General features: G+C 38.4%; 18 protein-coding genes. All 18 read right to left on the bottom strand.

The window, feature by feature from the left end:
• Positions 1–729: 729 nt before the first annotated feature.
• Complete coding sequence (locus tag RCJ95_RS22725; RefSeq protein WP_221683415.1) at positions 730–1011, bottom strand: hypothetical protein; 282 nt, start codon at positions 1009–1011, stop codon at positions 730–732.
• A 206-nt stretch (positions 1012–1217) separates the two neighbouring features.
• Positions 1218–2720 (bottom strand): lysine--tRNA ligase, encoded by a 1503-nt coding sequence (lysS, locus tag RCJ95_RS22720; protein WP_221683414.1) that lies wholly within the window; start codon positions 2718–2720, stop codon positions 1218–1220.
• Positions 2721–2899: 179 nt separating this feature from the next.
• Complete coding sequence (gene dusB / locus RCJ95_RS22715; protein WP_274771158.1) at positions 2900–3940, bottom strand: tRNA dihydrouridine synthase DusB; 1041 nt, start codon at positions 3938–3940, stop codon at positions 2900–2902.
• An 87-nt stretch (positions 3941–4027) separates the two neighbouring features.
• Positions 4028–4540, bottom strand: a complete 513-nt coding sequence (gene folK / locus RCJ95_RS22710; RefSeq protein ID WP_274771156.1) for a 2-amino-4-hydroxy-6-hydroxymethyldihydropteridine diphosphokinase — start codon at positions 4538–4540, stop codon at positions 4028–4030.
• Positions 4540–4905 (bottom strand): dihydroneopterin aldolase, encoded by a 366-nt coding sequence (gene folB, locus RCJ95_RS22705; RefSeq protein ID WP_221683411.1) that lies wholly within the window; start codon positions 4903–4905, stop codon positions 4540–4542. Before folB ends, folK begins: the two co-directional genes overlap by 1 nt.
• Complete coding sequence (gene folP, locus RCJ95_RS22700; RefSeq protein WP_221683410.1) at positions 4905–5759, bottom strand: dihydropteroate synthase; 855 nt, start codon at positions 5757–5759, stop codon at positions 4905–4907. The genes folB and folP overlap by 1 nt, the downstream gene beginning before the upstream one ends.
• Positions 5760–5772: 13 nt before the next feature.
• The gene (gene pabC / locus RCJ95_RS22695) at positions 5773–6612 is read right to left on the bottom strand and encodes an aminodeoxychorismate lyase (RefSeq protein ID WP_274771153.1); all 840 of its coding nucleotides are present in this window, start codon (positions 6610–6612) and stop codon (positions 5773–5775) included.
• The gene (gene pabA / locus RCJ95_RS22690; RefSeq protein ID WP_202342947.1) at positions 6613–7194 is read right to left on the bottom strand and encodes an aminodeoxychorismate/anthranilate synthase component II; all 582 of its coding nucleotides are present in this window, start codon (positions 7192–7194) and stop codon (positions 6613–6615) included. It lies immediately after the preceding gene.
• The gene (gene pabB, locus RCJ95_RS22685; RefSeq protein ID WP_373880530.1) at positions 7191–8600 is read right to left on the bottom strand and encodes an aminodeoxychorismate synthase, component I; all 1410 of its coding nucleotides are present in this window, start codon (positions 8598–8600) and stop codon (positions 7191–7193) included. Before pabB ends, pabA begins: the two co-directional genes overlap by 4 nt.
• A gap of 150 nt (positions 8601–8750) precedes the next feature.
• Positions 8751–9680 (bottom strand): cysteine synthase A, encoded by a 930-nt coding sequence (gene cysK / locus RCJ95_RS22680; protein WP_004229133.1) that lies wholly within the window; start codon positions 9678–9680, stop codon positions 8751–8753.
• Positions 9681–9927: 247 nt separating this feature from the next.
• Positions 9928–10899, bottom strand: coding sequence for a peptidyl-prolyl cis-trans isomerase (locus tag RCJ95_RS22675; RefSeq protein WP_221683406.1), 972 nt, complete (start codon positions 10897–10899; stop codon positions 9928–9930).
• Positions 10883–11764, bottom strand: coding sequence for an Hsp33 family molecular chaperone HslO (gene hslO, locus RCJ95_RS22670; protein ID WP_446722806.1), 882 nt, complete (start codon positions 11762–11764; stop codon positions 10883–10885). Before hslO ends, RCJ95_RS22675 begins: the two co-directional genes overlap by 17 nt.
• Positions 11765–11785: 21 nt before the next feature.
• Positions 11786–12553 (bottom strand): type III pantothenate kinase, encoded by a 768-nt coding sequence (locus RCJ95_RS22665; protein ID WP_221683404.1) that lies wholly within the window; start codon positions 12551–12553, stop codon positions 11786–11788.
• A gap of 238 nt (positions 12554–12791) precedes the next feature.
• Entirely contained in the window at positions 12792–13625 is an 834-nt protein-coding gene (locus RCJ95_RS22660; RefSeq protein ID WP_313150724.1) for an aldo/keto reductase, read from the bottom strand.
• 153 nt (positions 13626–13778) lie between these two features.
• Positions 13779–15806, bottom strand: a complete 2028-nt coding sequence (gene ftsH, locus RCJ95_RS22655; RefSeq protein ID WP_221683403.1) for an ATP-dependent zinc metalloprotease FtsH — start codon at positions 15804–15806, stop codon at positions 13779–13781.
• A 282-nt stretch (positions 15807–16088) separates the two neighbouring features.
• Positions 16089–16631, bottom strand: coding sequence for a hypoxanthine phosphoribosyltransferase (gene hpt / locus RCJ95_RS22650; RefSeq protein WP_004229145.1), 543 nt, complete (start codon positions 16629–16631; stop codon positions 16089–16091).
• A 67-nt stretch (positions 16632–16698) separates the two neighbouring features.
• On the bottom strand, positions 16699–18105 hold the full coding sequence (gene tilS, locus RCJ95_RS22645; protein ID WP_337976462.1) for a tRNA lysidine(34) synthetase TilS: 1407 nt from the start codon (positions 18103–18105) through the stop codon (positions 16699–16701).
• 29 nt (positions 18106–18134) lie between these two features.
• Positions 18135–20528 (bottom strand): SpoIIE family protein phosphatase, encoded by a 2394-nt coding sequence (locus RCJ95_RS22640; protein ID WP_048395327.1) that lies wholly within the window; start codon positions 20526–20528, stop codon positions 18135–18137.
• Positions 20529–20610: the final 82 nt, after the last annotated feature.

The following is a 20610-nucleotide window of genomic DNA, read 5'->3' as shown; positions in this document are numbered from 1 at the left end:
CATGTATTAGGCACGCCGCCAGCGTTCGTCCTGAGCCAGGATCAAACTCTCCATAAAAGAAATTTGATTAGCTCAAATTGTTTTGCTGGCATCATGTTTGATGTCCAAAATTGTGTTTCGTTCACTAACCGAAGCTAGTTACTTAAAACTTTATTGATTACGTTTTGCTTGTTCAGTTTTCAAGGTTCATTTAGCAACCATCTCTCGACAGCAACTTTTAAATTATAACATTTCTTCTTTTTCGTTGTCAACACTTTTTTGAAATATTTTTCAAATCATCGGAGACAACTTTTAAATTATATTATAATCAATTGTTTATGTCAACATCTTTTTTCAAATTGTTTTTGAAGTTCGATGTCGTTGATTGCATTGTCTTAACGACAAGTAATAATTTATCACGTTGGAAAGCACTTCGCAAGTGTTTTTTAAACAAAATCTAATTTTATTTAATAAACTTGCTTTAATAAGCTATTTTGCGAATTTACGAGAATCGTGAATCATAGTATCTTTCCTTATTTATTATTTGTTTTACTATACATCTCTTTCTATTAAATCTCAATATCTTAAATTACAATACTACTTACTTTTCAAGTTAAATATAGCTCATAAAAAACTACAAATTTAAATATGTTGTTTAAGTCTTAGAAGGTTTTATAAAAATGCAATAAATGAAAATAAGCAGGCGCTAAAGTAGAAGTACTTTAGCGCCTGCTTATTTCTAATATGTCCCTATTTTATTTCATTACCTTGAGGGTCAACTATATTTAAACACCACAAGAAGTTATCCCATGCAGAATACCAGCCACTAAAGATTTCAGAAGAATCGTCCCAACGAACATCAAATTTCTTATGGCCATCTATTTCTACTAAATATAAAGTAAGAGTCTCGTCTTTTTTAGCAACGACTAATTTCATACCATGCTCGAGTTCTTCCTCTGTAAACGGAACATCAGAAACAGAACGTAATTGTGCCTGTTCATATACTTGTTTGTTAATAATTTTGTAATTCATTATAAGCCCCCAATAAAATACTTCTTTTTTATACTTATTGTATTTGAAAAACATAGAACTATAAAAGTATAACCTAAATATAAACCACGTTTAAACAACTTAATTTTTTTCATTGAACAAAAAGAAGAGAACTCACTATCATGTGAATTCTCCTCTTAATCCATTGACTGCTCTTTAATAGCTCTATAAAGAGCCTACGCAGCAATTTATTTTGTAATATGACGCATTGTTGGGAACAATAATACATCACGAATTGATGGTGAATTTGTTAGTAGCATAATTAAACGGTCAATACCAATACCTAAACCACCTGTTGGAGGCATACCGTATTCTAATGCTTCAATGAAATCATTGTCCATTTCATGTGCCTCATCATTACCTGCTTCTTTTTCTGCCAATTGTGCTTCAAAGCGTTGGCGTTGGTCGATAGGGTCATTTAACTCAGTGAAAGCATTGGCGTGCTCACGACGAACGATAAATAACTCAAAGCGATCTGTAAAACGCTCGTCCTCTGGATTTTTCTTCGCAAGAGGTGAGATTTCTACCGGGTGACCATATACAAATGTAGGCTGTACAAGCGTCTCTTCTACTTTCTGTTCGAAGAATTCATTGATAATATGACCTACTTCGTGAACATCCTTTACTTCAACTCCATGCTCTTTAGCAAGTGCTTGTGCTTGTTCTTTTGTCATCGGCTGCCAGAAGTCTACACCTGTTGCCTCTTTTACAGCGTCAACCATATGAACTCGTTTCCAGCCTACAGCAAGGTTGATTTCATCTTCACCATATTGAACGGATGTTGTACCAAGAACTTCTTGGGCTACATGTGCAATAAGGTTTTCAGTTAGAGACATGATATCTTGATAATCAGCAAATGCTTCATACAGTTCAATCATTGTAAATTCAGGGTTGTGGCGTGTAGAAATTCCTTCATTACGGAACACACGTCCGATCTCGTAAACTTTCTCTAAACCACCAACTATTAAACGTTTTAAATGCAATTCGATGGCAATTCGCATATATAATTCCATATCAAGGGCATTGTGATGCGTAATAAATGGACGAGCAGCTGCGCCACCAGCAATTGTGTGAAGCATTGGTGTTTCTACTTCTAAGTATCCAGCATTATCTAAGTAATTTCGTATTGCACGAATAATTTTCGAACGCGTGATAAATGTCTTTTTGCTATCTTCGTTTGTCATTAAATCTAGATAACGTTGGCGATAACGTTGCTCAACATCCTGCAAGCCGTGGAATTTCTCTGGCATAGGACGTAGCGCTTTTGTAAGGAATGTGAATTCCTCAGCCTTTACAGAAAGTTCTCCCACTTGTGTACGGAACACGTTACCACGCACACCAACGATATCTCCTAAATCAGCTTGTTTAAATAATTCATACGCTTCTTCGCCTACATGATCTTGACGAACATAAATTTGTATTTGACCATTTAAATCTTGAATATGTGCAAAGCCAGCTTTTCCTTTACCACGTTTCGTCATAATACGGCCCGCAATAATTACCTCTTGAAGGTTTTCCTCAAGCTGTTCTTTTGTTTGATCTGCAAATTGCTCACGTACTTCTGTTGATAAATGTGTACGCTCAAAACGGCTTCCAAATGGATCTTGTCCATTTTCTAGTATCGTTGTCATCTTTTGGCGTCTCACCAATAGTTGATCATTTAATTCTTCTATATTTGACACTTGTTTCACTCCTTAAGTAAATTGTCCGCGTTTACGTCCATAATATTTCTATTGTACACAATTTCAGTGCTGTAATCATCTGTTTCAATTTATTTTCAATCCAATGCAAAATAATTAATAATTCTAAAAATTAAAGGTGTTGCTGAAAAGGCGCCTCTATCAAATTATAGAGACGCCCATAATAAAAACTATATAATTAATTCTTTGACTTCTGGAACAATCAATTTAGTTTCGCTTTCTTCATACTCCTGTACAAGACTATTTAATAGTACTCGAAGTTCTGCCGCCGTTTCTGTTTGGTTAATAGCATTGCGGGCCTTACCATTGCCACGGATTCCTTTTAAATACCATGATGCATGCTTACGCATTTCCCGTACTGCAATTCCTTCTCCCTTTAATTGAAGAAGTCGTTCAAAGTGTAGTAAACATACGTCCATTTTTTCTCGTACACTTGGCTCTTCTTTTAATTCACCAGTTGCTAGGTATTGAACCGTACGATAGATCATCCATGGATTACCTAAAGCAGCACGTCCAATCATTACTGCATCTACACCTGTAGTTTCCAGCATACGTTTAGCATCTTGGGGTGTTTCCACGTCACCATTACCTAGCACAGGAATGCTGACATTTTCCTTCACTTGACGAATGTAATCCCAGTTCGCTTTACCTTCATACATTTGTACACGTGTACGACCATGAACTGCTACTGCAGCTGCACCTGCACGCTCAACAGCTTGAGCGTTTTCAATTGCAAAGATATGTTCTTCATCCCAACCAATACGCATTTTTACGCTAACAGGCTTTTTAACAGCATCCACAACAGCCGCTACCATCTCATATACTTTATTAGGATCAAGTAGTAAACGTGCTCCCGCTTCACATTTTATAATTTTATTAACAGGACACCCCATGTTGATATCAATAATATCAGCAGTCGTATTTTCATCCACATATTTCGCTGCTTCCACTAAGGTTTCTTTATCTCCACCAAAGATTTGCAGTGAAAGAGGATTTTCACGTTCATCGATATAAAGCATACTTAATGTTTTTTCATTTTTTTGGACAATGCCCTTATCACTAATCATTTCAGCGTATACGAGACCTGCCCCAAACTCCTTAACCGTTAATCGGAAAGCAGAGTTACAAATCCCAGCCATTGGCGCTAATACTACTCGGTTGTCCATGACAATATCGCCAATTTGAAATGGCTTCTCTGTTGACTGACCCAACGTTTTTCTTCCTCCTCTATAGGCTTTACCTATTTTCTCTATCTATCGTTAATGCTATACGCTGATAATTCATTCCTATACAAATACTTAATTTACCGCTGACGGCTCATTAAAGTGGTTCCAGAAGATTACGCCTTCCTTTTCACGATCCATTTGCTGTAACAGATCATGCGCTTGTTGTAGCTGTTCATCGAATGGTGATGGTGTAATCTCTACAAGTGGTACTAGGACGAACGCTCGCTCGTACATTCTTGGATGAGGAACAATTAAATTCTCCGTTTCAATATTCTCTTGATTGTAAAGTAAAATGTCAAGATCAATAACTCTTGGGCCCCAGCGGAATTCTCTTACACGCCCTAATTCCCGTTCGATTTCTTGGCAAATATTCAACATCTCAACAGACGATATAGGTGTTTTTAGATGAACAGCTATATTTAAAAAATCTGCCTGATCCGTATAACCTACAGCAGCTGTCTCAAAGACAGATGAAACACGAATCAACTCTAGTTCCTTCTTTTCCTTTAAAAGGTCTACTGCGTGCTGAAGATTCTCATATCTCTCCCCCATATTTGTTCCGATAGATAAATAGACATCCTTCATTAGAAAACACCCCTCGTAACCTCAACAGAGACTTCTTTATAATAGCCATGAATAGGGGGGTCTGGTTTAATGAGCTCTACACGAACTCCTTTTACTTTATCAGGATAGCTTGCTAAAATCACATTTGCTATTTTCACAACAAGAGCCTCAATAAGCTTAAACGGTTCGCCCTCTACAATATCCCTACATAACGCATATACCTCTGCATAATTAACGGTATAAGAAAGATCATCCGTTTCACCAGCTTTTGTCATGTCTACTGCAAGCGAAACATTTGCTCGAAAGCGTTGGCCTAGAGTAGTTTCAGCTGCTAATACACCATGATAACCATAGAACTGCATGTCCTTTAAATGAATATAATCCATCACGCTTCCTCCTTAAACAAACGTTTACCCACTAATACATCCGTCATATACGTTGCCCGCGCCATTTCCTTTACATCATGAACTCTTATCATATGACAACCCTTTTCAATTCCATAAACCACTGTTGCGCTTGTCCCTTCAAGTCGCTCCTCAACAGGTAAGTTCAGGACATTACCAATCATTGATTTACGTGATGTTGCTAATAATACGGGATAGCCCATAGCCACTAAATCCGATAAGTGTTGCATCATAGCTATATTTTGTGCAGTATTTTTAGCAAAGCCGATACCTGGATCTAAGATGATATGATGATCGGGAACTCCCGCTTGCTGTGCAATGGCAATACTTTTTTCTAAATCTGCCTTTGCAGTCGTCCAAAAATCAACACCATAATCCATATTTTCACGATTATGCATTAAAATGATCGGAACATGTAAGTCTGCAGCAACCTGAGCAATTTCTGGTTCTGCCTTTGCTCCCCAAATATCATTGATGATGTGTGCGCCCGCTTCAATTGCGGCACGCGCCACACTTGCTTTATACGTATCAACTGAAATAATGACCTTTACTTCCTGTGCTAACGCTTGAATAACAGGCACGATGCGTGCAATTTCATCTTCATCTGAAATTCGTTCGTACCCAGGACGTGTAGACTCTCCACCTACATCGATAATTTTTGCTCCTTCGGCCACCATTTTTTTTGCTTGAGTAACAGCAGCCTCCACATTGTTATACTTTCCTCCATCAGAGAAGGAGTCCGGTGTAACATTTAGAATCCCCATAACAAATGTTTCTTGTCTATAGTCTAATGTAATACCATTAATCGTTAATGGTTTCGTATATTTTTCTAGCATGTAAACGCTCCTTCTATCCTCGTTCCACTTCTTGAACAAATGCGCTATGCAAAATGGAATAAATAGGTCCTTTATTGCCTAAAAATGGCTGGTTCTCCAAGCTACTAATAGGCACAAGTTCTTGTACTGAATTGGTAATGAAGCATTCCGTACTTTGTAGTAAATCCTCTTTTGTATAAAAGCCTTCCTGTACGTCAAGGTTTAGCGCACTAGCCTTTTCTATAACCCATGCACGAATAATTCCTGGTAAAATACCTGTCTCCAAGGAAGGAGTATATAGTATATCATTTTTTATCCAAAATATATTTGATGTCACACCTTCAGCTACATAGCCTGATTCTGTTAAAAAGAAACCTTCTTGTTGGGCCAGTGATGGCATTTCAAAGCGACCAAGCACGTTATTGCCGTAATGGTGCGATTTAACACGAAAGGCTTGTTCAGGTGTATTGCGTGGTATGGTAAGCCATTGTGCAAACTTTTCAGTACCACGCGGTGTGTCTTGAAGTTCCTTGCGAAAAATGATGATATTAGGTTGTCTATATTCTGTTGGTTGTAATCCAATATTATGTTCACCCGCAGATACATTTAAACGGAAGTAACCATCCTGACCGCCAGCAAGTTGATTTAGTTGTTGCACAGCCTCAAGTAATACACTTTCAGGATAGTTTAAATGAATGTGATATTGTGATAAAGCACGCTGTAATCTTTCCATATGTGCTTCCCAGTAAAATACCTGACCACCATATGTTCGGAACGTTTCAAAAAATCCTAATCCATATAAAAATCCATGATCAAATGGCGAAATTCTCAGATCCTGGGCCGCCATATAGTTTCCGTTCATCCAGCACTGCATCTATTTCACTCCTTCTACATACATTTCTATAAATTGGCGAAGTAGTTGTTTCCCTTGCTCGGTCATAATGGATTCCGGATGATATTGTACACCCTCAATAGGATATTCCTTATGACGTAAACCCATAATTTCTCCTTCTTCTGTCCAAGCTGTTACTTCTAGACACGCTGGTAATGTCTCCTTATCGACAATAAGAGAATGATAGCGAGTTGCTTGGAATGGATTTGGCATGCCTTTATGCAAACCTACTTCAGCATGCAGCACGGGTGATGTCTTCCCATGCATTAAACGTTCCGCTTGTATAACATGACCACCAAACACTTGTGCAAGTGCCTGATGTCCAAGACAAACCCCTAAAATCGGAATATTTCCCGCGAAATATTTAATAATGTTCAGGCTTTCCCCTGCCTCATTTGGACTACATGGCCCTGGAGAAATAACAATCATATCTGGCGCAAGTTGTTCTATTTCTTCTACTGTAATAACATCATTACGTTTTACTACTATGTCATGACCAAATTCGCCCAAATATTGGACGATGTTATAAATAAATGAATCGTAGTTATCGATCATTAAAATCATTTTACTCGCTCCTCTGCCATTGCCTTTGCCTGCCACATTGCCTTCGCTTTATTTAAAGATTCCTGATACTCTCTTTCCGGAACAGAGTCAATGACAATACCTGCTCCAGCTTGAATATGGGCAACCCCATCTTTTACAAACGCTGTACGGATTACAATATTAAACTCCATATCACCTGTAAAGCCTAGCCAACCGATCGAGCCTGTATATAAACCACGTCTTACAGGCTCCAATTCTTCAATAATTTCCATAGTGCGGATTTTTGGTGCTCCTGTAATTGTGCCACCTGGGAACATCGCACGAATAACGTCTGCATTCGTTTTCCCTTCTGCTATTTCTCCACGCACATTCGAAACGATATGCATAACATGTGAATAGCGCTCAATAACCATAAACTCATCCACTTTCACTGTTCCATAGGTGGATACACGTCCTAAATCATTGCGCTCTAAATCCACTAACATCACATGCTCAGCACGTTCTTTATCATTATCAATTAATTCTTGAGCCAATGCTAAATCTTCCTCTTCGGACTTTCCTCTTGGTCGAGTGCCAGCTATTGGTCTCGTCGACAACTCATTGCCTTGACGCTTGACTAGTAACTCTGGCGATCCAGAAACAACAGAGAAATCAGGTGCTTCAATATAAGCCATATATGGTGACGGATTAAACGCTCGTAGTGCCTCATAGACATCTAGTGCAGTTGCATTGAGTTTCTTAGACTGACGCACAGATAAATTCACCTGAAAGACATCACCTTGCGCGATATACGTTTGGATTTTTTTAACCGCTGCCTCGAAATCGTCGCCTGCAAATGAAACAAGCAACTCATTTTCATCATTCTTAACTTCTATAGCGGTTGTTTTCTCAAATTTGCGCGCGTCTAATCCAGCCTGTGCTGCAACCTGCCAGATGTTAGCCCATTCTTCCAAGTTAACCTCATTCTCTTCTAACTTCATAAGTGTCACGGTATTCGTTTTCACATCATGTACGGCCCAGCAATCAAAGATATAATAATAGATATCTGGCACTTGTAAATCATCTGTTGCTGTATTAGGAAGCTCCTCAATTTTACGAGCATAATCATACGACACAAATCCAATAGCCCCTCCCTGAAAAACAGGTAGCTCTCCATTATAAGAAACCTGATATTCCGCCACAAGCTCTTCCAGTAAGTCGAGGGGCTCACCTTGTAAAACTTCCTGTCTGCCATTTCTCCAATTGACCAAAAGCCCACCCTCTACTGATCGTGCGGTAGCTAATGGATTCCACGCAGCTATTGAAAAATGTCCACCACGTCCACTTTCTAAAAACACATGCGCTTGCTGAGTCTCTGTCTGCCTTTTATAGCTATAAAAAAATGAATCTGCATCCATCGTTAATGTTTTTGTAAGTATTGTTTTCAAGTTTATTTTCCCCTTTAAACATATGCTGTGATTCCATCTTAACTTGATTATTACATAGAAGCGAATATTTTTATAATTTTCATAGTGTCCAAGTTTTTGCACTAAAAAAAGGGCCCCTTTATAAAGGAGCCCTTACATAAAAAAATTGAATTAGTCTTCAAATTGATATAAAGGTGTTGATAGATAACGCTCACCATTAGAAGGCACAATAGCAAGGACATTCGAACCCTTACCTAAACGTTTTGCCGCTTCAATTGCAGCATAGATTGCAGCACCAGATGAAATACCACATAGGATTCCTTCTTCACGCGCTACTTTACGTGCTACTTCAAAAGCAACCTCATTTTCAACAGGGAATACTGAAGAATAGACTTCCGTATCTAAAACTGCTGGTACAAATCCAGCGCCAATTCCTTGAATTTTATGAGGCCCTGGTTGACCACCAGAAAGAACTGGTGAATCCTTTGGTTCAACTGCAATGATTTCAATGTTTGGATACTTTTCTTTTAAGACCGCACCAGCACCAGTAATTGTACCACCTGTGCCAACACCAGCTACAAAAGCATCAAGTGTTAGGCCATCAAATGCTTCTACTATTTCTGGGCCTGTTGTTAAACGGTGAATTACCGCGTTCGCAGGATTTGTAAATTGTTGTGGTAGAAAGTAGCCATGTTCTTCAGATAGTTCTTCTGCTTTAGCAATTGCACCTTTCATACCTGCTGGACCAGGCGTTAATACAAGCTCTGCACCGTAAGCACGCAATAAATTACGACGCTCTAAGCTCATTGTTTCTGGCATAACTAAAATGGCTTTATAACCTTTAGCAGCGGCAATCATTGCAAGACCAATACCTGTATTACCAGATGTCGGCTCAATAATTGTACCACCTGGTTTTAATGTCCCGTCTTTTTCGGCAGCTTCGATCATGGCTAAAGCTAGACGGTCTTTCACCGAGCTTCCCGGATTAAAATATTCTAATTTTACATACACAGTACCTTCATTTTCACTTGTTGCATGATTTAATTTTACAATTGGTGTTTTACCAACTAATTCAGCTACCGAGTTTGCTAATCTACTCATTTACTAATCCACTCCCAATCCCTACTATTTTTATAGGTTTTACTTATTTTGTATTTTATCAATTTTTCCATTCGATTGTCAATAAATAAAACTAATATTTTCAGAATATTTATCATTGCTTTGAAAAGGAAAAATCTTATCCTCTGCTAAAGAAAAAGAACCTGCATTTTGGGTAATTCACTACGAATGCCTGTAAGTTTGATCAGACTCATTTTACCCCGCAAAACCTGCAGACTCTTTTCATGTATTATTTTTCTTTTTTAGTCTCTCCATAATACCAAGTAGCATTAAATTCAGACCAAAATGCCTCTGGCGTAACGGATTGTGGTAATTGCTCTAAAGCTAATTCTCGCTCAATATGTTCTTTCACATCGTCATATGTAAAGGATTGTCCTTCTAATACCTCTTGTACTTGAACAATGCCATAATGACCATTATCTAACTTAAAGGCTTTACTTACCTCATTTGCCTTTAGGGATTTTACAGTATTAATAATTGCAGGGTCTATATTTTCCTGATTTTCTGTAAGGAAACCAATATCCCCTCCTAAACTCGCTGAAGCACTATCAACAGAAATTTCTCGTGCCAGCACTGTAAAGTCAGAGCCATTTTTCAATTCACCCAGTGCCTCATCAGCAGCTTTTTTTGAATCGACCTCAATAAAATTCGTACGATAGCTTGTTTTTGTATTATATAAGCCTTGATTTTCCTCATAATACTTTTCAACGTTTTCTTCCTCTATCACTACGTCTTTCGTGAGTACCTTATCCAATATCAGCTGTGACCGAATCTTTTGGCGTAGTTGCTCTGCCGAAAGATTTTGCATGGCTGTATCAAACTTATCTTGAGCTGATCGCATTAACGCTAATTCAAGATCAATTTCTTTATCAGTAACTTTAATTTTATATGTTTTGGCAGCCTTTTCCATTACCGTTTCATTGACTAAATTTTGGAGTGTTTCTTTACCATATCTTTCCTCCATAGCAATCATCCACTCTTGGCGCGTGATAACATCCCCGTCAATGGCAGCGACTTGTTCGTCGCTACCAATTTCCTGACCTTTGTTCGGGATCAACCAACTAATGAACCATAATACATTTCCTAATAATAAAACGGCTATGACAGCTAAAGCAGGCTTTGTCTTTAAACGACGTTGCAATAAAGGAGTTTGGTTTGGTGTTACATTGGTTGAAGGTCGGCGATTACGCGTTGAGCTCATCGATAAACCCTTCTAGCTCATCTTTAGAAAAGCTATATGTCTCTAAGCAGAAGTGACATTGTGCCTCTGCACCGCCGTCTTCATCAATCATTTCTCTAATTTCCGCTGTTCCTAGACCTAAAATTGCCGCACCAAACCGCTCTTTTGCACATTGACATTTAAATTCAACTGGCATGGAATCTAAAATTTGTAGATGTCCATTTCCTAATACAGCTTCTAAAATTTGCTCTGGCGTAAAACCTTTTTCAATCATTTTTGAAACAGGCTCTATTGTAGCAAGGTGTTGCTCAATTTCAGTTATCGTCTCTTCCTCACAGCCTGGCATTAATTGAAGTATAAATCCGCCAGCCGCAAGAATAGTGTTATTTGGATTAACTAATACGCCTAAGCCTACAGATGATGGTACTTGCTCAGATGTAGCAAAATAATAAGTAAAATCTTCAGCAATTTCGCCTGAAACAATTGGTGTTTGTCCTGAAAACATATCTCTTAAACCAAGGTCTTTAACAATTGTAAGAGCACCTTCTGTTCCAACACCTGCTCGAACATCTAGCTTACCTTGCTCGTTTAAATCAAAGTGTACATGAGGGTTTGTCACAAATCCACGCACTTCTCCATGTGCATTACTATCAATTACCATTGGGCCAATTGGACCGTTGCCCTCAATTTTAATAGTGATTTTCTCTTCACCTTTTAGCATGGCTCCCATCATCACAGCCGCTGTCATTGAACGACCTAAAGCTGCTGATACAACTGGCCATGTATCGTGACGGCGTTGCACTTCTCCTACTGTAGCTGTTGTACGTGCTGCAAACACACGAACTTGTCCATTAAATCCTAAACCTCTTACTAAATAATCACTCATAAATGGAATGTCCCTCATTTCCTATTGGTTACGTTTATAGAGCTTATATAAACCCTTTAACGTTAAAAATGGATCTACAACATCTATAATTTGTGTCTCCCCTGCGATTAGATTTGCTAATCCACCTGTAGCAATAACTAATGGCTCCTCTTTACTTTGTGCTTTTATACGATTAACAATGCCCTCAACTTGCCCGACAAAGCCATAAAAAATTCCCGCCTGCATGGCAGAAACGGTCGTTTTCCCCACGATATGTGTAGGTCGAACGATTTCAATACGTGGCAATCTTGCAGCCTGTGTATAAAGAGCCTCTGTAGAAATAGTGATGCCTGGCGCAATAGCTCCACCCATGTAATCACCCTTTTCGTTCAAGTAACAATAGGTTGTTGCTGTCCCAAAATCAACTATGATACAAGGGGCCTTATATAAATCTAGAGCTGCTATGGCATTCACTATTCGATCAGACCCAACCTCACGTGGATTTTCGTATTTAATATTTAAACCTGTTTTCACACCTGGTCCTACTACCAAAGGCTTTTTTCTAAAATACTTCTGGCACATCGACTCTAGTGAAAACATAATTGGTGGCACAACTGAGGATATAATAATGCCTGTTATTTGTTCAAATGAAATGCCTGCATGATTAAAAAATGAAAGAACTTGCATGGCATATTCATCTTCTGTTTTATGAAGATCCGTCACCATACGCCAATGGAAGGCTAATTGATCGTTGTCATCATAGACACCTAATACAATATTTGAATTCCCTGCATCTAAAACTAAAATCAAGAATGACACCTCCCATATCGTCATTGTAACTTTTGCAATCCTCATATTACAATATTCTCTCTAGCTGGAATGAGGATAAAACACTTTAGAAAATGATACCATACTTTTTATCTTGATTCAGCAGATGTTGTTTGTACTACAAGTGATGATAAACACCTATATTTTTTGTTAAAAACAATTGTATGTTATCATCCTTCTTTAAAAAGAGGCCCCCCAAATATGGTAGCCTCTCTTACAATCATTTGAAATTAAATTTTTCTGGATCTGGACCACAACGTAGTCCATCGTTCATTGCATCTAACTGTGTCATTTCCTGCTCAGTTAACGTAAAATCAAAAACAGCTAGGTTTTCAACCATACGTGCTGGTGTCATTGTTTTCGGAATCGTGACAACATCATGTTGCACATCATAGCGTAGTACAATCTGTGCAGGCGTTTTGCCATATTTAGATGCTAGCTCTTGAATCAATGCCTCTTCCAGTAGAGAACCATTCATCAACGGAGACCATGCCTCCACCTGTATGCCCTTATCCTTACAGAAGGCACGTACTTCCTCCTGTATTAAGTGCGGATGGAATTCAATTTGATTAATAACAGGGACGACAGTCGTTTCCTTCAAAAGGTTTTCTAAATGGTGTACGTGGAAATTACTAACACCAATCGAACGTACACGACCATCCTGGTAAATCTTTTCTAGTGCTTTATAAACCTCAATATAATTTTGGTCTATGCCAGGCCAATGTACTAAATATAAATCCAAATAGTCTAATCCTATTTTTTCTAGACTGCTGTCATATGCCGCAAGTGTTTCTTCATAGGAAAGTCCATCGTTCCAAACTTTCGATGTTATAAATAATTCTTCACGAGTTACTAAGCCTTCTTCAATGGCTGCTCGTATTCCTCGTCCAACACTTTCTTCGTTGCGATATACTTGTGCTGTATCAATACTACGATAACCTTTTGCTATAGCTGTTTTGACTGCTTCAGCTAGGTCATCTCCTTCGGGTACTCGAAAGACACCATAACCAACCAATGGCATTTTAAGACCATTATTCAATACAACATTTCCCACGCGTATACACTCCTATCTGCTTTGGCTAACATCTCTCTAAATGGCAGAGTTGTATGCAGCTTGTCTTTTTTACTACTCTATCCTAATGCTTATTAATAAGAAAAGGCAAAGAAAAAGACTGCTTACTGAACTAGTAAACAGTCTTCCCTATTTTTAATCACGTTTTTCATCGATACCCTTAGGTGCATCATTCGGTTCTTTACGTTCTTTTGCTAAATCCAAAGTTGTTGGATTTGACTCTTTACTTAGTAGCTCTTTTTCAACAACTGGTTCGCCAATAGTATCTAATGTAGGCTTTGCTTCAATCTTTGGAGTGTTCTCCTCAATTTTTTCTGTAGCCTCAGGTTCTGGTAACACACCATGATCACGTAAATGCTCAATTTCTTGTGCATTTAATGTTTCTTTTTCCATTAGTGTATTGGCAATTAAATCAAGCAGGTGACGTTTTTCCGTAAGAATACGCTTAGTACGCTCATATTGTGTATCAATAATTTTTTGCATTTCTTTATCAATTTCATAGGCTATTGAATCAGAATAGTTCTGGTCAGAATTAAAGTCGCGGCCAAGGAATACATTACCACCTTGACTTGAACCAAATTGCATTGCTCCAAGGTTCTCACTCATTCCGTATTCAGTAACCATAGCACGGGCAATGCTTGTAACCTTTTGGAAATCGTTATGTGCTCCCGTAGAAACTTCACCAAGAACAATCTCTTCAGCTACACGACCACCCAGAAGACCTGCAATACGATCTAAAAGCTCTTGCTTTGTCGTAAAGAAACGCTCTTCCTTCGGTAACATAATCGCATATCCACCCGCTTGCCCACGAGGAACAATTGTTACTTTGTGTACTGTATCAGCCTCATCTAGCTCAAGACCAACGACTACGTGGCCAGCTTCATGGAAGGATACAAGTTTCTTCTCTTTCGCAGAATATACGCGACTGGCTTTTGCAGGACCAGCAATTACTCGGTCTGATGCTTCATCAATATCTGCCATATTTATAGTGCGCTTACTTTTTCGAGCAGCTACAAGCGCCGCTTCGTTAAGTAGATTTTCTAAATCCGCACCTGAGAAACCTGGCGTACGTTGAGCAACAGCTGCTAAATCAACTGTATCTGCTAAAGGCTTATTACGTGCATGTACTTTAAGAATTGCCTCACGGCCTTTTACATCAGGATGCCCTACTGTAATTTGACGGTCAAAACGACCTGGACGTAATAATGCTTTATCTAAAATATCAGGGCGGTTTGTTGCGGCAATGATAATAATTCCTTCATTGGCACCGAAACCATCCATTTCAACTAATAACTGGTTTAATGTTTGTTCACGCTCATCATGGCCTCCACCAAGACCAGCACCACGTTGACGACCTACTGCATCAATCTCATCGATAAAGATGATACATGGAGCATTTTTCTTAGCATTTTCAAATAGATCTCGAACACGTGAAGCCCCAACACCGACAAACATTTCTACGAAGTCAGAACCCGAGATAGAGAAGAATGGAACACCTGCTTCACCAGCTACTGCTCGTGCAAGTAATGTTTTACCTGTGCCTGGAGGACCTACAAGTAAGATACCCTTTGGAATACGGGCACCAATTTCAGTGAACTTGCGATGGTCTTTTAAGAATTCTACCACCTCAACAAGCTCTGCTTTCTCTTCATCAGCACCTGCTACATCTGTAAAACGTACTTTTTTCTTCTGATCATCATACAGTTTAGCTTTACTTTTACCAAAGCTCATCACTTTATTACCGCCACCTTGAGATTGACTCATTAGGAAGAAGAATAAGAAAATGATGATAATGAAAGGAATAATTCCTGTAAAGAATTGAATCCATCCACTTGTTTCTGGTGCTGCTAAAAAACTAATATTACTATTTTTATCCTTAGCAGCCTCATCGATGCGGTCCATTAAAGATTGGTTTTCACGAGGGATGTTTGTAGTAAAGCTTTCCCCTTTTTCATACCCCTTCAGTGTTCCTTCAACGACGTAAACTGATTTATCAGGTTGAATTGTAGCACTTGTTATTTCTTTCTTATCTAGAGCTTCTTGAAACTCATGATAAGTTAATTCTTTCGTTGGGGAATTTCCACCATTGAAAGTACCAAAAATACCGATTATCACTAGGAAAATCAGTAGATAGAATATGGTATATCGAAATATTCGATTCATCTCCAGCCTCCTCATTACAAACAGAAAAATTATAAGTAAAATCTTAACATATCATGATTTCATCATACAACGAAAAGCCCTACTTAAAAAATGTTTCGTTCACCTATTGCCGTTATCACAACAGTTTTTAGGCCATCTTTATATGTCCCAGCGTAATTGTACCTGTTCCTCGGGCTCGATATAGCTAAACATTGTGTCAAGATTTTGAATTATGTTAAACATAACTAAAAATACGTGACCTGCGCTGGAGACCTTTACTTTTTATAGCTGGTCTTTTGTATCTTAGAAAGAATATACCTCAGGCTTTAAAATACCAATATAAGGTAAGTTACGATATTTTTCAGCGTAATCTAAGCCATATCCTACAACAAAGCCATCTGGCACTTCGAAACCAACATAGTCAGCAGACAAATTCACCTTCCGACCTGATGGTTTATCAAGTAATGTAACAATTTTAATGGACTTTGCTTTGCGATATTTAAATAAATCTACTAGATAGCTTAAAGTTAAACCACTATCAATAATGTCCTCGATAATTAATACGTCACGTCCCTCAACGCTTGTATTCAAATCCTTTAAAATCTTAACTTCACCAGATGACACGGTAGCATTACCGTAGCTAGACACATCCATAAAATCAAGTTCGATGAAAGAATCGAATCGTTTCATGAGGTCTGTCATAAATGGCATTGCCCCTTTCAGTACGCCAACAGCTAATGGAAATGCATCTTTGTATTCCTCTGTTAATTGCGCGCCTAAGTCTGCAATTCTTTCTTGCAATTGTTCTTCTGTAATCATAATTTTTTCGATGTCGTTTTGTAACATATCGATTCCTCCTCGTGATGTATCAAAAAATCTTCACCCTATTTCGGTGAAATATTTTACAAAGACCTTAGTCTACGATGAGCACTGTATCATCGTTTGGTTGCGGAGTGGTTGAAAAAAATATTCCCATACGCACACCAATTACCGCTACCACCTCATCAGATTGAGAAATCAGTAACGGCCAGCTATTTCGCTCATTTAAAGGAATCTTTTCATCTATAAAAAGGCGAGATAAGCGTTTTGGCTGATCCATTCCTTTTAACAGCATTCTATCTCCATCCCTGCGTGCCCGAACATAGAGCGGTAGGTGGAGTTTGCTAGCGTTAAAATAAAAAAGTTGTGCAGTATCCGTCAGCAATTCAGACGATAAATCATGCAAATTGACTACGCGTAAGCGCTCACCATTTGTCAGTGTTGTCCAGCCATTAGCAGTCGAAATAACCTGTTTCTCAGGAGAAGCTAGGCCTTCTAACGGCTCCTTTTTCTGAATCGTTAAATTTCCATAACGGCGAACTGCTAGAAAATCTTCAGGTAAGTGAATTTCAGCATACCCTGCTGTTGTATCACAAAGCTTTAAAATTGAAGTCAATAAGGCATAACTTTGTATCGTATTTGAATCTTTGTAAAGATAGTTTAATAGTATTAAAATGAGCCTCCTTTGTAAAGCAAGTGGTACCAATTGAAATGCCTCAATTTCCATGCGATATGTATTTTCATTATTTCTTATGATGATTTGGGAAAATACATCTTGGGCCAATGTCATTAAAAAGGTATCGTCTTCTTGCAATTGCTTTGTGAAATGGGTCACCTGTTCAGTCACTCGCGGATTCTCTGCCTGCAGTAAAGGCACTACATGATGTCTAAAACGATTACGTACATAGGTATCTTTAGAATTGCTAGCATCTTCTCGATAATCTAAACCTTTTCTAAGTAAATATTCCCCTATTTCAGACTTTGTAACCGTTAAAAACGGACGAATTAATGATTTTCCTCCAAAAATTCTTTGAGGACGTATGCCCTGCATGCTATTCATTGTTGCATTTTTTGTAAGGGCCATTAATACTGACTCCAGTTGGTCATCCGCATGATGTGCAGTTACAAGCTTATTAGCATTTGTTTTTTGCAGAACTTCTTTGAAAAATTGATACCTTTCCCTACGACAAATTAGCTGTGTATTACCGTTCTCCTGTGCCAATATTGTAGGTATAGGAATTTCCTTGGCATGTAAGTAAACACTATTAGCGTCACAATATTTTTGAACAAAAGCCCTATCCTCAGAAGAGGCTTCCCCTCTCAACATATGATCAACATGTACGGCTTCTACCTGAATGTTCCACTGCTCCTGTGTTTGAATAAAGTAATGAAGTAAAGCCATAGAATCTACCCCACCCGAAACGGCGATGAGAAGATGGTCGCCTTGCTGTAATAATTGCTCTTCTTCTATAAATGCTTTGACCTTTAATTCAAATGACAAACGCTTCTCCTCCCCTTTTCGTTGTTAGTTTAAGATGATTTACTCATTGAATACTGAGCTGGTCTAAAGACAGCCCATGTCGGTACAACATGTGTCACCTCTAACATTAATACTGTACAATCATCTTCTATTTCAAAATAACCTTGGAATGATTGCATAATGGTTGTTAGTTTTTCTTGAATCGTTTTATTTGTACTTGCTACCTGCTGTGCGAAAGCTAAAAATGTTTCCTCTTGTTCATCCCAATCAGCTACACTTGAGAACAGTCCATCTGAATGCATTAAAATAACATCACCTGCCTTCAGTTTTCTTTTTTCAGCTTCGACTGCTGAAATAGATAAGAATCCTACAGGTGCTGCATTACTTTCAACTTTCAGTACCTCTTTTCCACGCAAAATGTAGGTTGACATTCCACCCGCCTTCCACGACCACAAATCTCCGTGCTGTAAATCGACAAGTGCAAAATCAAGCGTTGCATACATATCATCTTGCTGCTTTAATGCCATGACATAATGGAGCGTATGCATCGCCGTTTCTGGATTCATATTGTAATTTAGACACTCTCGCATTAAATGAATCAATTTTCTACTTTCATGTTGTGCTTCTTTACTTTGCCCCATACCATCAGACAGCAATATCGCAAATAATCCTGGATGCAATTGGAAAAGGGCGTGAGAATCACCCGAATATAGTGTTGCATCTTTAGACATGCTATATATATCATACTCTACTTCAAAGCTAATAGCTGATCTAAAGCAAATTTGAACATGACGAAATGGTATTTCACAGGCTACTACTTTTTCAATTTCAAAAGGTTCATCAAAAATTTCATAAAGAATCGGCAAAATCATACGTTCAGCTAATGTCGTATCTTTCTCCCAGTTGACACGTGCTGGTGCTAAGGCACAAACAATCTTTCTTGCCCCAGGCTTGTTGCTTAGGACATCAAGTTGAAAACATTCAATATTGGCTTCCTTTAAGCGTTCAACAATGTCCTTCTCAACACTTACAAAAGAAATTGTATCTTCCTTCATCTCAGCAATTAACTGATTTAAATGATTGCTCATATCGCGCAGTTGAAGGGCAATCATTTTTTTACCATGGAAATACTGCCCGTTGATTCGTTCTCTATAAAGTTCTGTATCTAATTCCTCGAAGATTTTCGTGGACTTCACACATTTATAGCGTATTTGTTCTTCAACACGATGAATAGCTGATTCCTTGCCTACTCCTTTCATATGAAACCAATCTGTCATCAGCTTGTCCATACCATTATTTTGCGCACCCCAGCAATGATCATAACGGAAACAACTTAAGCAAGTATTCATTGGTGCTACTTCCTTCGCCGCTTCAACGGGTGCTGTCATAAAGCGATCAAACACAAGTTCCTTCATGAATTGCACAAAATGCTGAAAGTGCTCTAATTTATATGTTACATGTTCTGTTAACCAATTCTGTCGGGCTAATAAAACCTCTTCTCGTTGTGGAAAGAGCTTGTCCCTTACCTTATCTGAATATTTCTTTGGAATGGTTAGAAATAAAATACTACCAATGGCAATTGAGGTGAAATAAACACTATCCAAGGGCAATGTGGCGTCATAAAATAAAAAAAATACACTAGGTAAAATACTACCAATAGCAACGCCAAATCTACCACCTTTCGCTCCCATACCCGCACATAATCCAGTTAAGGTAGCCACCGAAAGCATACCGGTAAACGAAAGCTTGGCCACACCTATAAGCGTCCCTAGCACTGCTCCAATGACAGTTGCTAAGGGCACACTTCCAACCAATGCGCCAAAACAGATAAAGAGCTGTAGTAAAAAAATAGGGAGTGAAAAATAGCTTATTACAACCGTTTGCATTCCAGTAAGCATGGCTGCAAAGACGACTAATCCTGAACCTAGCTTTTCATATGTCCAATGCGTCGTAAACCATTCATACGAATTAACAAATAATACTTGCATAAACAATGTCATAATAAGAGCTAAAGCTGCTTCACAGCCCACATAAAATTGTACAAGCACTGGTGGTAAACCCTGATACATCACCCCTTGCCACATTATTTGTACCAGTAATACAGCTAAAGACACCGCAATACTTTGGGGCAGTTGCCAGTAACGAAAACGCATAATACATTCATACAGGATAATTTGTAAAGCGAGAATTAAGACTTGTCCAAAGCCCAAGAAAAAGCAACCCGCTAAACTCCCAAATAATACGAATTTGGCATACTCCCTATATTTTGTTCGAATAATGGCCCAAAAAGGAACTGAGAACGGTACAGCCGCTTCAAATACAACAGATTGAGCCAAGAAAAAGGCGGTTAAAAAAAAGAGAGAGCCTATTAGGATCTGCTTCTTTTTCAAACCTATTTTTTGGTCATCTACATTCGTTGTATTATACCATTCAATACTTGTCATTTAACTATCCCCTTTCCGCACTTTTGGTTATTATAAAAAATTATGTGTGGAAAGATTGTCTGACGTTGACAGAAAAAAATAT

The sequence above is a fragment of the Lysinibacillus sp. BSL11 genome, from assembly GCF_052928325.1.
This window is presented reverse-complemented; position numbering and strand designations above follow the sequence as displayed.